5 protein-coding genes and 2 pseudogenes are annotated in these 15,452 nt (G+C 46.3%); all 7 read right to left on the bottom strand.

All coding sequences use genetic code 11. The features are described from left to right. Positions 1–28: 28 nt before the first annotated feature. Positions 29–625: pseudogene (locus tag KJW29_RS37010) on the bottom strand (chitinase N-terminal domain-containing protein); the annotation flags it as partial. 999 nt (positions 626–1,624) lie between these two features. After that, positions 1,625–3,250: pseudogene (locus KJW29_RS37005) on the bottom strand (putative Ig domain-containing protein); the annotation flags it as partial. 4,365 nt (positions 3,251–7,615) lie between these two features. Beyond that, on the bottom strand, positions 7,616–9,238 hold the full coding sequence (locus KJW29_RS04485; RefSeq protein WP_214628897.1) for an ABC transporter substrate-binding protein: 1,623 nt from the start codon (positions 9,236–9,238) through the stop codon (positions 7,616–7,618). 55 nt (positions 9,239–9,293) lie between these two features. After that, positions 9,294–10,175 (bottom strand): carbohydrate ABC transporter permease, encoded by an 882-nt coding sequence (locus tag KJW29_RS04480; RefSeq protein ID WP_214628896.1) that lies wholly within the window; start codon positions 10,173–10,175, stop codon positions 9,294–9,296. A 16-nt stretch (positions 10,176–10,191) separates the two neighbouring features. Continuing rightward, positions 10,192–11,172, bottom strand: coding sequence for an ABC transporter permease (locus KJW29_RS04475; RefSeq protein ID WP_214628895.1), 981 nt, complete (start codon positions 11,170–11,172; stop codon positions 10,192–10,194). 275 nt (positions 11,173–11,447) lie between these two features. Beyond that, positions 11,448–13,751: a helix-turn-helix domain-containing protein gene (locus KJW29_RS04470; protein ID WP_214628894.1), complete on the bottom strand. Its 2,304-nt coding sequence runs from the start codon at positions 13,749–13,751 to the stop codon at positions 11,448–11,450. Between the two features lie 92 nt (positions 13,752–13,843). After that, positions 13,844–15,283 carry a glycosyl hydrolase family 28 protein gene (locus KJW29_RS04465; RefSeq protein ID WP_214628893.1) on the bottom strand — a complete coding sequence of 480 codons (1,440 nt, stop codon included), beginning with the start codon at positions 15,281–15,283 and terminating at the stop codon, positions 13,844–13,846. Between the last annotated feature and the right edge of the window lie 169 nt (positions 15,284–15,452).

Here is a 15,452-nt window from a genome sequence, read left to right as displayed (position 1 = left end):
TCATGATTAAGGAAGGTTAATTCATTGATTAAGCTTCTTGCTCCTTGACGGTAATCGTAATCGTCCCGCTGGACGTCTCTCCCGCCGCATTGACCAATACGGCGCGGTATTCGTATATGCCCGGAGCTCTGCCGGAGATGCCCGTTGTCGCCTTCTGGGCGCCCGGGGTCGCTGCGGTCAGCGTCTGCGAGTCGATCAACTCCCCATTCTCGAACAGACGATATTCGGAACCGTTCGTTCCCCACCACATATTCATCGTAACCTTGTAATTCCCGTCACCATCCCAGTTGTCATGGGACACTTCCGGTTTGCCCGGCGCGGCATCGGTAACGGTGACGACAAGCGGGTCGCATGCAGTCGTGCCGAAGGCATTTGTCAGCTCGCAGGTGTACGTATACGTTCCGTTCGCCTTGCCCGAAATATCGGTCCTCACGGTTTGCGCACTCGGCGAGTTGTCCGTCAGCATCCGCGTATCCATGGGCACGCCGTTCTCGTACAGCTTGAACTCGGTGCCGTTGTTCCCCCACCACAGGTTCATGGTGACGGTATAGCTGCCGTCCTTCAGTCCATCGTGACCGTTGTTGTCGGAGAGGACCGGTTTCCCCGGTACCCCTCCCGCGAGCGGCGTCTCATCGTGCAGCCACTGCGCCCAGCGGACCAGCGCGGCCGCCTGCTCTTGCGTCAGCTTCTTCCCGCTCTGAGCATTCGCTTCATGAATAAATGCCTGAAGCTGGTTCCTAGCTTCTTGACCTTTGCCTTCGGCAGCCTTCGCTTGCGCGCTCGCCAGCTTCTGCTGAAGGGATGTCGCAATGCCTTGCCATCCCGAAGCTCCGGTCTCTGCCGCAAAGGTAACAGTCAGCGCGGACAGGCTCTCGAACGTCGCGGCCACGCTATACGTATGCTCAGCAGATCCGCGATGACCGGCGGCATCCACCGCATCCGCCGTTACGGTATGAACGCCCGGCTCAAGCGTATACGCCTTGACCTCTACAAGCGGCGCTTCGCACGACGTAGACGTGACGCCGGATACGGCGTCAACCGCGCTGCACGAGATGCTGATCGTCTGATCAATGGTATACGACGCTTCGCCGGCAATCGTGACTTGAGGCGCAGTCAGATCGATCTTCGCATCCACCGTATTCGGAGGAACCGCATCTGTTCCCGTTGCCGGACGATACAGTATTTGGTGTATGCCTTCCTGGCTCAGCGTAACTGGCGCGTCATAGACGAACCAGTTGGCGCCGGCGTCCATACTGTACTGCACATTCCCGTGAGCCGACAGCGTCACCGTTACCGGCGCCGTGTACCACCCGTTCAGGCCGTTTGGTTCGGAGGGATCGAGCGACGCCGTAATCTTGATCACGAGTGACTCCAGCGCTTGCAGCAGGCTTGCAGCCGCCGCATCAATTTCCCCTTGGCTTGCATCACCATTCTCATAAACCGTATTCGCGGCCGAAATCGCCATTTGAAGCGCCGCTACGCTATCTTCCATATAATGTTCGGCTTGAATGGCAGCCGCTTCATTCAAAAGAACCTCAAGCAGTGTCGCATCCGTTATCACCTTGTAGAATTCGAGCTCGCCCACATTGGCAAATCCGTTCGGCGTGAAATAACGAAGATACCGGTAAGAAGTATCGCTGTCGATAGCCGCCGAATACCATTTGAGCTCGGTGACGCCGCTAATGGTATGCAAGGTAACGAAGTTTGTTCCATCGTTGGAGCCCTGAATGAGCGCGTTATTCATGCGGGCCAGATTAGACACTCTCGGAATAAATTTGACGGAGCCGAGCTTCTGCCCCATGCCTTCACCCAGATCGACGCGGACCCAGCCCGCTCCTGTTTTCGTATCGGGAGACGTCGTCGTATTGCCGTCAAAAGCCCGCCATCCGTTCGCTGCCGCGTCATATTGGTTATCCCAGGAGATAGAAGAAGCGACGACCATCGCTTGCGTCACTTGCACTTTCTCCGCCAGAAGCTCGGACGGCACTAACGAGCCTTCCGCCTGCTCAAGCTCCGCAGCCAACTGCGCTTTATCGGCCTCCGGCTTCGCCATCTCCGCTTCGATCCGCGCCACTTCCTTCAGGTACAGGTAGTGGCTGCCCTGCGTAAAGCCAATAGACGGAATTACATTCAGCTTCACCTTGAACTCTACGGATTGGCTGGCCTCGAAGCTTCCGTTGCTGACCGTAAAGACCACCGGATGGCTGCCGTAATCGGCCTGGCCCGGGGTCCAGGAGAGCATGCCGGACGCTGCGTTGATGGATGCACCCGCTGGCAGATTCTCAGCTCGGTAAGTCAGTTCCGCCCCCGAAGGATCGGATGCCTGCAGCTGATAGGCGAGCGGCATCTTCGCCATCGCTTCCACAACCGGCTCAGCCGTGACTACAGGCTTTCCTTTCACCGTAATCTTAATGGTTCTGGAGGTGGACAATGCTCCGGATTTGACGGTAAAGGTTACCGGATACACGCCGCCTTGTTCTTTGGCCGGCGTCCAGTCGAATGTTCGCGTCCCGGTGTTGAAGGAAGCTCCTGCGGGCAGATTGACTGCGTCGAATTGGACGCCTTCCATGCCGTTCCTTTCTTCAACTGTAAATGTTATCTTCTGCTCCGCAATGACGAATTTGTCACCTACCGGAGCAAGCACCGGCAGCCCTTCGATATACTCCAGCTCTTCGAGCGCTTGCAGCAGGCCTGCCGCAGACGCATCGATCTCTTCCTGAGACGCATCGGCATTGCCTGTCACCGAAGCTGCGCCCGCATGCGCCGTTTGGAAAGCCTCATAGCTTTCGGCTGTGTAATATTCGGCTACGATCTCAGCCGCATCCTCCAGCAATTGCTCGAGTAACGTCTTGTCCAAGCCGATTTCCTGGAACTCGATTTCCTCGAAGTTCACGAAGCCGTTATGATCGTCATAGATGCGGATATAACGATAAGGCGTCTTATCCGGATTAAGGGCAGAATACCACTGATACACCGACGTATTCGGAATCTTGTACAGATCGGTCCAATTCACGCCGTCATTCGAGCCCTTGAAGACGGTTCCGTTAACTCGGTTTACATGCGTTCTTCTCGGCAGGTAGCGGAACGTATCCACCGCTTTTTCGTTCCCTGCGCCAAAGTCCACGTCAACCCAGCTCACGGCTGACCTGTTGTGGGCAATCGTGTCGGGATTTCCGTCAAATAAATACCATGCGTTCTGTTCCTCGGAGATGTTATTATTCTGCCAGAACTTCTCGGAGGCTCTGGCCATGGATGGCTCCATCTTAATGTTCGACAGCAATGTCCGAACCGAAACGAGCAGCTCCTTCGCCTCGTAGATTTCGTCAATTAGCCGCGCCTCGTCATATTCGTTCTCCATCATCTCCGCTGCAATACGGTCCAACTGCTTATGGTACAGATAGAAGCTCGCCTTCGTATAGTCGTAGGCCGGCAAGCTCTTCGCATCCTCCATCACCGTCGTAATGGAATCCGCATCAGCGGAAACCGTGGCCGAGAACGGCTGCGGGGAGCCGTCGTCATGAACGGGCAGCACCTTATAGTACACGCTTCCATACCGCAGGTTGTCCCGGAATGGCATCGCTCTTGCACTCGTGAGGACCTCCTCCCAAGGGGAGCCGTCTTCCAGCTCGGTCGTACCAGGCTTGAATACCGGATCGGTCAAACTCGCCTCCTCATCGTATGTGCGGTATACGTTGAACCATGAGGCTTGCTTTGGTTTATTCCAATGCAAAGTGATTTGATCTTTTTCCTTCTCCACAAACGGCATTAGACTCTCTCTCGGCATAGCCGATACGGTTACTTCGCTGAATGCCGCCTCTTGAGTCGAAACGAGTCCTGTATAATAGGCATATGGAAATAAACTTTCCGACTTCGCGACGTATTCCCATTCGACTCCATCTTTCGATACGAAAGCATAGGCGATCTGCGAATTATGATGCCACAACAGCTTGATATAAGGATAGTCGTCGACATGATACCCTTTCATGCCATGATTGAACGGACTTACAACTTTACCGCTCCATTGCACAAAGGATATTCGATTACGATCTTGCAGTACCAGGTTTCCTTCGTCATCCGCGCCAAAATAAAGATAACGGGAATTTTCAGAAAGCTTTTCTCTTAACATGATACCGCCGAGAGCCCCGCTATTCTGATCAATTCTGGCACTAATAGAGCTATTTCCAACCGCGACCTGATGGACATAATGGAAGGAGTCCTGAATATCTCTTTTATAGATATTAAAATCGTCCCCTTCACCAAGACCGTTACCATCCACATTCTGAATTGTAATTCCGTCACCGTTAACCGTTGCGCTGCCTTGGGTGGTGCCAATGAGATCCTGCTGCCAAGGGGCATCCAGATTTTTGGATGCGGCATCGCCCAGATCGGCTTTTGCGCGCCACGACTCCCAACCTGATCCGTGTTCGTTAACGGCTTCCACCTTATAGTAATATACGTTCCCATCGACCACGGCGGTGTCTTTATAGTGATTGCCCGTTAACCCATCTGCAATTACGGCATACGGACCCTGTTCGGATTCTGAACGTTTGAGGGTATACGTTTGTCCTCCGGCAGTCGTTTTCCATATCACGTCCACGAATCCATTTCCTTCATTCGCTTTGACAAAATCCACGTGATTTGGTTTTGGCGCTGGATCAAATTCGGATGATAATTTTAGAACCATTCCACTTTCAGGTCCAATCGTCACCTTTCCATTGGTTACCGAAATATTGGATTTTAAAACAAAATCGAAGATCTCATTGCCTGTATAATCGGAAGGCAGCTCCACCTCAAAAGAACTTTCATTCCCGTACTCAGCACGAGTAGTATTCACGAGGATGAAATACTCCCCATATCTTGCAGCCATTAAATCCGTCAAAGGTGAATAGGGGTGATCGACTTCTAGATTGTCCCGCACCACTGTACCAACCCCTGGCTGATAAGCAATAGGCAATATTTCGCCTGCCAAGGATTGAGGCGCAAAACCTTTGATTGGCGGATCTACTCGCTGGAAATAGATATCCACATCATGCGGTCTGATGTAATAATCTTCATATTGCAGTTGATTATTGGTAGCAACTTGTACCAGTCGTACATATTCAGGTGTGACAATATGAAGATTTCCCGTTCCTGGGAATGCCATATTATTCCTTGATAGAGACCCGAACAATCTAAAGTCCCCATCTCGCATGGAGACGAAATTATTATCTACGTCAATCCATGCAAACTGTTCATAATCCTCCGGATTGACACCTAATGCAGCGATCTCTTCTTCTGTATAATAATCAAAATCGGTCTGAGGAATGACAACCCCGGCTTTTACCTCGTTAAATCTGGCATAGTCCTTTCTGGTATTAAATATATAGTCATAGGTATCACGCAGATGGAAATCCTTCGAAGACAAATCCATCAGCAATCGATTATCCATCTTCATCTGCTGTACGGCACCTACCGTATATTTAGCGTATTCCCAATACCGCTCCCATTCCGGACCGCTATAACGTTCCTCATGATCCGCCATATGTTTTTCCAAATAAGCATAGGACGTACTATATCCGAGCATTCTCGCGCCATAAGCGGGAGTTCTGGAAGGCATGCCTCCATTCCGTTCATCTAAAGGGGCATTCATCGCTATGAGTCGTTTGCCCTCATCATCCAGGTCTTGGATTCGGGTCCATAAACGACCATAAAAACTGTTCAGAGCTTGTTTCAGAAGTTCATCATTGAGTTCTTCATCCCCAGGCTGATCCAGGGTTCTATAGAAGTATTCCAATATATAATTGGTTACTTCCCCATAAATACCTACATAGTGATTTTCTCTTCCCAATCCGCCTTTGGTTAGATTTGTATGATGTTCTCCATAAGGCTTGCGTCGAACGACATGGCCTTCTTCATCCAATTTGCTTTTGGCAAGTCCTTTTCCGACAATGTGTGTATAATCATCCGTAAAGACGGCCGAACCATCATGAGCAAACAAAGAATGATAAAGGTCCAATTCTTCCCCGTTGGGACCAACCAATACTTCTTCTCCTAACCATGGACTTATCCCGAATATTTCATATAGAATGTTATGACTGCGCTCTTTCCCTTCATAAAATTCGGACCCTACCATCCTGAGCCCTTCATGAGCTTTCCATGCGCCTTCGTACGTATAGAACACCTGATTCGTAATATACGATTGTCTGGAACGGGCGAAATCAAAGTTAGCTTTCAGTACTCGTTCCCATGCCATGCGGCGGGTTAATGGTTCACCATTCCACCCTGCGCTGGCAAGGGAAAATTCGCCTTCCACCGTTCCTGTATCAAAGGGTTGATCCAAGAAGGCATTATATTCTTCTTCTCCTAACACATCTTCATCAATGATCAGGTTTTCAGCAAGATATAAAGCCTCTCCTAATTCTCCATAAAAGCCGCCCCAATCCCCCTGGTGTCCTCCGCGAAGCACCAGTCTTGTATTTCCATAATAGTTTTTCGTATGAACATCAATGGCCTGGAACATGCGCATTAACGCTTCGCGTTTCGCTTCCGGGGTCTGCATGGGAGATATGTCCGATTTCAAGACCATGGCATAAAACCGAAGAGCATTTGTGTATTTCGCGATATTTAACGTATTATTCGGACTTTGACCAAGATGGTTATAATGATTCATAAAGGTGTTAATGGGTTCTTGTTCCAACTGATCAATTTTCGCTTCAATCTGTTCAGCCGTTTCTTCAGGAAGCACCACAGTCTCCGGTCCCTGATTTTCTTTGAATTTATACCCCTGCACTTCATCATCTACATCAATATAGGCCTGGGTATGGGTATAACCGGTGTAGTACCCTCTTGATGGGTGTTCGACCTTCCCCCAAGGAATCGTTGTATTAATTGTAATTTCCACAATTTCCTTCCCTCTCGTTGACTCCAGAGGTAGAACAATGGTGCTGTATATAAATTGATTCGGCGCTCGTTCGCCGCCTAACAAAGGTGAATAATCTCCCCCTTTGAAATACCCGACCTGTTCGCCATTGATCACAATTTGCGCTCGAGAAGACATCGTCTCATCTCCAGCAAATTTAACCGTAAAGTAATTTTGCAAATACGGATCCACCTTCATCGAGAAGGTTAAAAAACCTCCTGTTTCTGAAGCAGGATTACGCGGCTCGGATACTCTGGCATTTTCCCCCTTAAAACCGGTAATCACACTGGTGAGCTCCCCTTTGAAATTGTGAGCGTTTTCAGAATTGGGATCGCCGAAGTCGATCTTATCCAGAATGCCGTTAGCAAGTTCAGATTGAGCGGGTTCAGACTGAGCGGGTTCAGTCTGCGAATCTTCATTGGCCGCGAATACGCGACTATTCGGCGCGGGGACAAGCAATTGCAACAGCATGGCTGTCGCCAGACAGAGTGCCAGGGCGCGCGCCGCCCAGGTTGTTTTCATGTTTTGCAAAATCATAAGTGATACCCTCTCCTTACATCATTTTTTTTGCTTGCTGCTTCTTTCGCCAACCCCAAGCTTGTTTCGTATGTTCTCGTTTTCTCTCACCTCCCATTGGTACTTCTGTTTCTATCATTAGGAACACCAAAAGATTCGATATCCTGAAATCTAAGGTGTTCCTAATCATTGATTTAAATTTTACTTCTGGGCGAGGAAGGCGTTGATTTGATTTTTTAATTCCTCTTTGATTTTTTCCACGCCCGAATCCTTCAAATCCTTATTCATCTTTGTCAAATTATCTTCAACTTCGCCAAAACCGGACAATAAGAAAGGAAGATACTTATCCATGACGGTGTTGCATTTGGCGATTTCATTTTTCACAGGCTCCGGGTCAAATGTAAATCCTGCCAATACATGTTTCTGATACGTGTCCGGCTTGTATTGATATTCCGTATATTGTTGAATCTGCTCCGGCAGTCCGGCTGGAATTCTGATCAATGTCGGATTCCATGTCAATTGGTAACCAGGGAACGAGTAATTTTTCGCGGGATCGACACCGTCCGGAACTTTCCACTGTTTCTCTCCAACAGCCTCCCAGTTTTCGCCTTCGATACCGTAAGTGAATAAGTCGTTGTTCTCCTGGCTAGAGAACAGCCAATCCAGGAATTCCATGGTTCTGTCAATTTTCTTGGAATTAGCAGGTACTGCCACGAAATTCCACGCCTTGCCGTCCGTGGCTTGCGTTCCAGGCGTCATTTCCTGATTGTTCTTCATGATCGGCCAGAAACCGATCTCCGCATTCGGATCTTTTGCCTTTTGCTCGGCTTCTTTCCCCTTGAAACCGCCCACAGTCATGTATCCTGCAGCTTCAGGCTTACCTGTTCCAGTCGTGTTCGTCAAGGTGTCTACGGGAATAAATTGGTTAAACCGCTTCGCTTGATTAAACTGGTTCATCAAATAATTCAGACCGTATTCGGGATGAAAGTTAGCCCATTCGGATGCCGGGTCGCCATAAGCCGCCACACCCGCAACGGATTTCCCGTCATCGGCGATTTGAACGTAAACAAAATTTTTCTTCGGATTTCCTTGGCCGGTGAACGGAAATACTTTCCCCTCCAGCTGTTGTGCATTGATATCGGTGAATAATTTAAAGAAAGCAGTATTTCCATAGTTCCCAAACGGGATCATGTCTTTTTCGTTTTCTTTCACTTTTTCAAGGAAGTTATACAAATCGTCATAACTGCCGATCTCGTCCATTCCATACTTCGTTAACAAATCTTTTCTGTACCATACGCCCTCCATATCCATGAAAGAGTTGGTAATCGGAATGGCATAGGTTTTGCCGAAGAGCATGTTATCGTTGATATACTCTTCGGAGAAAGCCTTTTGAAGTCCTGGATATTTGGGGTTGTTAAAGTATTCGCTTAAATCCGCCAATACGCCGTCTTTGGCGAATTTAGTCAATTCCCACGGGACAAACAGGTCGACGTCTTCTCCCGATGTCATCCATAATTGATGTTTTGTTCCATAGTCGGCAGTCGGTGTCCATACCACATTCAATTTCGTATTAAGCGTGTCTTGCGTCCGTTTCTCGAACTCTCTGAAAGCGGGATCGACATCGCGATAATGCCCGTTCTCATTCCCGAAGAAACGAATATTAAGCGTAACCGGATCCTTCTTTGCTGCAGGATCCGTACCTTCTGTCGGACTGCCGGTTGGCGCCGTGCTTCCAGAAGGCTCGTTTGTTTGCTTGCTGCATGCTGCGAATAAAGCAGTAAGCATCGTGACCGCAAGCATCACTACAAAAAACTTTTTCTTCATGTTACTTCCTCCCTTTTATTATTCAATCATCTATACTAAACCGCTTTTTGCGGGTTTAGCCCTTAACAGCTCCAACTACTAGCCCCTTAACAAAGTACTTTTGCACAAATGGATAAACAAATATAATAGGGCCTGTAGTGACTACGGCTGTAGCCATTTTAACCGTATTTTTTGGGGCGACATAATTAATCACAGCTCCTTGCATGTAATCCATTTGATACATAAAGTCCACTTCTCTCAGTACCTTCATGATCAGATATTGCAAGGAGTACAGATCTTTATCGTTAATATAAAGGGTAGCTTCAAACCATTTGTTCCAGAAACCGAGTCCATAAAACAATCCGATTGTTGCCAGTGCGGGTTTTGCCAATGGAAGGATGATTTTAAACAAAATATAGATGTCATTCGCTCCGTCTATTTTGGCGGACTCCGCCAGCGAATCCGGTATTTGATTGAAGAAATTTCTTAACAGAAACATATTAAACGGATTAATCAGCGCCGGAATAATATAAACCAGGATATTATCGCTTAAACCTAAATATTTGGAGATGAGGAGGTACGAAGGTATCAAACCTCCGTTAAACAACATCGTAAAAAAGACGAAAAAAGCAAATTTGTTTCTGTGGGTAAACGTTTTGACGGAAAGAGCATATGCCATAGCGCTGGTAAGGATCAGGCAAAGGAATGTACCCGCAACTGTTATAATGATCGTTGTCCTGTAAGCGGTGAATATGGTGTTATCCTGAAATATGACCTCGTAAGCAAATAACGAGAAATCTTTTGGAATAAGAGAAAAACCGGTTAATTGTACAGCTTTTTCGCCTGATAGGGAGCTTGATATAATAAGGATAAAAGGCACAATGCAGAATATTGAAAATATGGCCATGAAAACATAAGAAAATAGATCTATTGCTTTATTCTCCAAGCTGCTTTTCATTTTCAATCTCCTTCCTTTAAAAAATGGCAGAATCCGAATCATACTTCCTGGCCAAATAATTCGCTACAAATACGATGACTAAACCTACAATGGATTGATAAAATCCGATCGCGGCAGTCATGCTCATTTCATTCATTTGCCTGAGCATTCTGAATACATAAGTATCAATGACATCGGTCGCCTCATACAAGCTAGGGTTGTCCCCTACAATCGCATAAATCATTCCCAGATCTCCGTGAAATATGCCTCCGATGCCAAATAAGGTCAATAGAACGGCTGTTGATCTGAGCTGCGGCAACGTAATCTTTGTCATACACTGCAACCGGCTTGCTCCATCAATTTTGGCAGCTTCATACATACTCTGGTCCATGCCTGCTATAGCTGCCAAATAGATAACGGAGCCGAAACCCGCATCTTTCCATATTTTTAGAACAACCAGTATGCCAACCCATAAATTCGGATTGGAATAAAAATTGATTTCCTCTCCTTCCTGAATAAAACCAAACGTTTTTAAAATGGCATTAATAAAACCTACATCCGTCGACAATAATGCAAAAACAAACATCGACACCAAGGTCCAGGAAATAAAATGCGGCAGAATGACAACAGATTGTGTCACTTTCTTATAATGTTTGGATCTGATTTCGGATAAAACAATGGCGATCAGGATCGCAAAAAACAAACCGGAAAAAAGAAACAATATGTTTAAATACACGGTGTTCCAGGTTACGACCAGCCAATCCTTTGAGGAGAAGAAATACTCGAAATTTTTCAGACCTACAAATTCACTTCCAAAAAGTCCTTTCATCACATTAAAGTCTTGAAAAGCCAAGATGATTCCTACCATCGGCAGGTATGAGAAAATCACAAAAAATAAAACGCCTGGTAAAACCAATAAGTACAAATAGAAATTTTGTTTCACATCCGATAGGAAGCTCTTTTTTTTCTTCTTCATCACTACGCGGTCCGCTTTGTTACTGCTCAATGCTACACTCATACTGATCATCCTCCCTATATGCTAAGCAAATCTCATGGCTCGCGTCGTGGTCACACTGAAAGCCCTTTCCCCTTTGACTCTAATGGTACATTTATGCTCGTTCAAGTTCGCGTTTTATCAATCATGACGTTTGATTGTATTTGAACCTGTTCGAAAACACGCCTTAACGTATCCAGATGCTATTTGAACTCCGGCGGATTACAAAAAAAAGAACCGACAGCTTGGATGACTACATCGACATAGCCATACCGCTATCGGTTCTTTGTCCATTCCCTTTACTCATTCGAAGTTCGCTTGCTTGGACTCCCGTTGTCTTGGATACTCATTCTATAATTCTCCGGGGTTTTGCCAAAGTATTTTTTGAATATGGTAAAGAAGTGCTTGCTATTCTCCGGATACCCAACCGCTTCCGCGATCCTGCTGACAGAATCATCCGTTTCAAGAAGAAGTCTCTGCGCCTCCGACATCCTGCATTGTGTAATATAATCGGATAATGATATACCTGTTATCTCTTTGAATATAGACCTGACATAATTAGGGGACAGCTCTACATGCTTCGCTACCGATTCCGTCGAAATATTTATGCTATTATAATGCTTTCCGACATAATCCTTTATTTTATTCGCAATGATCGATTTTACATTTTCTTTTGCGTCATTGCCTTTTGTCTCTATAACTCTGGAGCAAATGGAATACAGATACGTCTTGATTTCCTCCAACGTTTCGCAGGTCTGAATTTCGGCGATAAGCACCTTTATGCTGTACTCTCCATTTTCTATGCTAGTCTTGGCTATACCGCTTAGTGTCCTTGTGAGCAAGACGGCTAACTGAAGCACCGTGATTTGGATTTCATCCGCGCTGGATAAGACAAGCCTTTCAAAAAACTCGTTAAGGCTTGTGTCCATTTTTCTCATATTGCGTTCCTTTATCGCTTCGATTATTCTCTTCTCAATCTCATAAGGATAGTCATGGATACCCTTATTGTTTCGTTCGGCTATATCGCGATATTCTATGACTGCTTTTCTGCCGTAAATAATGCGATAACTCGAGGCTGCCAGCGCATGCTGGAAGGATTGTCCGATTCCTTCAACCCCTTCTACCATATCGCCTATTCCCGCAGATACCGAAATCTTCAAATACTTTTCTACCTGATCTTGTATTTCCATTGTCGAATCGATGATATGACTCACAATCTCGTCGCTTCTATCCTTTACATTTATAATCATACTTACATAATCGTATCCGTTATCGATGCCCTCTACCTTCAATCGTTTTTCCCTGAAAAATTCGCTGGCAATATTAAGAATTGCAAATTTAACCAATCTTACATCTTTCGACCATTTACCCGATAGAACTTTTTCAAGCGAATCCATCTTAAGCACGAGGGTTACGTAGTTTGGATCGTCGAAGCTTACCCCGCATTCCGTCCTATAATCGTGGTCGCGGATTTTATCGTCGATTTCCCCATCAAGCAATTTGCCCAACAATGCCTTCTTCTTATCATTCATTAGCCTATTTGAGTCCAGTCTATATTTATGAAGCAGTTTTCGAAACGGATTATATATACTCGAAGTAAAAAATACAGCCAGAACGATTCCAGCAAGGATGAAAATAATCGTTAATATCAATAAAGTTCTTTGCATCGAATAGGCCGACATCAACAGCTTGCTATAATCGCCTATGCCTATAAATATCAAGCCTAAATGTTTTGCTTTCACATAGCTGACAAGGGATTCCCTGTCATTGATCTTCGTTATAAAGCTGCCTTTTTCATCGTTTGACAACATGATTTGTTTGGCAAAGCTTTCATCGGAAAGATTTTTATTGATCATTGAAGTGTCATCATGTGACAATACATTACCGTCTTTATACATGATCAATACTTGATTGAGATCCCCGGCACTCCCGCTGGTAACCATCTCCTGCAGAATTCTTTCATTTAAATTAATGACTAATGACGATTCGACTTCACCCTGACTTGAAGTATTGGTTAGAACCAAAGTCAAGAAATTTTCGCTTATCGTTTTGTTGTTTATTACATAATCCACTTTTCTTGTGAAATATTTACCCGATACAGTTTGCTCTTTGTTACTGAAAATATTAATTATGTCTTGATCCAAGAAATCTGCTGTGGACTGAATCCCTTCTCCTACCTCGGATATATTGAAAATGACCCTGTCCGTCTTTGAATTATAAAGATAAATGGATCGAATAAGCGGATTTGACTTCACATATTGCCTTAATTTCCGCAATACGTCTTGATCGGCGAATGCGTCTGATTGATCAACATACAAACCATAATTAAAATCGCTATCCACACCGTTAATAAATAACTGATAAAAGTTATAATAGACATTTATGAGCATTAAATCCGCAATATAATAGGATTGCGATATAAAATTTTCAGAAGTATGACTGACTTGCTCTATACTTTTATTGCTGTAAGTACGAAATAGTACAAAAGAAAAAACGGTCAACAGAACGATAACAATAACTAAATAGGAGGATAAGATTTTGATCAATAAAGGATTTTTCCTAAAGAGACGTTTTAGCCTTCCCCCTGCACGTTCTTCCTTCATCTGGCTATCCCCCTCGATATCTCTATTGGGAGAACGAACTGGGAGACTGATCTTGTATGTAGTCCCCCAGTTCGTTCAGAACCGTTATTTAGTCATCTACGAAACTGAATGCCATCGGCGTGCTCATTGATGTCGAAATGTCCTTGCTCCGCATTCAAGATCAATTCACCATTTATATGCAGATTTGTGAAGGTGACACCCTCCACAGTCCTTTCCCGGTCGAATCCGTAAATTCGGTTTTTGTTTTCATTTCTTCCATTATAGGTCACGTTCCGGAAATGAATGTTCTCAATCCGTTTGCCGGACACAGGGTTGTATTTCTCATTCCACACGACACGGATGTCCAGCAGCTGGCCTAATTCAAAATCCTCCACTCGGATGTTGTCGAAGGCGACGTTCCGTACCGTGTTATTATCTCCGGCGTTAATGTTCATGGCGCCCCAATAACCGGGCTGGGGCTCATGATGCTCCAATATATCGATGTTGCTGAACTCGATATCCTCGATCAAGTCGCCTCCCCGGCGGTAGTCCCCATGTCCGCCGATATTCATCGCATGGGCTACGTCAGCCCAAAGGACGGAGTTCTTGACGCTTACGCAGCGCGAATCCCCTTTATAATCCCAACGGCTTCCGTATACGGCTATACAATCGTCGGACGTCCGAAGGAATACATCTTCGATCTCGATATGCGAGCTGGACATCATGTCGATGCCGTCGCACCACCCCCGCGTGCTGAAGGACTTGAAGTTGCGAATCCGGATATGCTCGGACTTGCCGATGTAGATGCTGTAGTGCGGCGGGTCCAGCAGCACGATTCCTTCCACGCTAATATGGTTCGAATAAGTGATCCGCACACCCCGGAACGCGGAGAACCGGTGGAAATCGGATAAATACAACACGCCTCTGCCACGAATCGTTACATCCTGCACATGGTCGCAGACAAGCGAGCCGACGACAATGGCGCCGCCGGCGATATAGACGGTTTTCCCGGACGGGATGCGGAAGATCGTCTCCTCCAGATAGTGCATCCCGGGCCCGAAATAGATCACTTCCGGCGCCGCGCCCCCGGACTCCTTCGGACTGCCGGCCAACTGATAAACATCCTCCATCCGATGGATGGCAGGTTTCAGAAACAGTACATTCGGAGCGTCCGCTTCCGGCGGATTCTCCTCCGGAGCATTCGCGAATAGATGAAGATTGCCGAAGCGGTCACCGTTCACTTCAATGGACAGCTTGCACGGTTCATTCAAAAGGAAGGTTATTGCCGCTCCTTCTACCTTGAAAGGAATTTGTTTCGAGAGAGGCCGGATAACGACTTGCCGTACGATTTCCTTCCGGCTCTCGACCCTTACCTCCACGCTTCCTTCCATGTCGAAATAGGCCATGGAGGCACGTCTCACGTTATGCATGTCCACCTTCGCTTCATATACGAAAAGCGGCTGCCAGTTTTCCCCGGCAGCACGGACGCTTACGATAAAATCATCCCGGCCAACCGCACCTGCAGGCGCATCCCAAATCTTTAAATAGCTCAACGAAGTTCTCCTCCTTGAAAGCAATCATTCCAAATACCGTCTTCGTAACCTTGTCGTAACGGTAACACTGAAAGCCTCTTCCCTATCACTTTAATATCATATTTACGAGTGTTCAAGTTCTCGTTTTATCAAAATGCCGATTTGATGGTTTTTAAACTTGTTCAAAAAA

The sequence above is a fragment of the Paenibacillus agaridevorans genome (assembly GCF_018604145.1).
GTDB classification, from domain to species: domain Bacteria; phylum Bacillota; class Bacilli; order Paenibacillales; family Paenibacillaceae; genus Pristimantibacillus; species Pristimantibacillus agaridevorans.
This window is presented reverse-complemented; position numbering and strand designations above follow the sequence as displayed.

Coding starts and splice junctions, on each gene's coding strand:
- KJW29_RS04485 (WP_214628897.1), bottom strand. CDS start 9,238: ATGAAGAAAAAGTTTTTTGTAGTGATGCTTGCGGTCACGATGCTTACT.
- KJW29_RS04480 (WP_214628896.1), bottom strand. CDS start 10,175: ATGAAAAGCAGCTTGGAGAATAAAGCAATAGATCTATTTTCTTATGTT.
- KJW29_RS04475 (WP_214628895.1), bottom strand. CDS start 11,172: ATGAGTGTAGCATTGAGCAGTAACAAAGCGGACCGCGTAGTGATGAAG.
- KJW29_RS04470 (WP_214628894.1), bottom strand. CDS start 13,751: ATGAAGGAAGAACGTGCAGGGGGAAGGCTAAAACGTCTCTTTAGGAAA.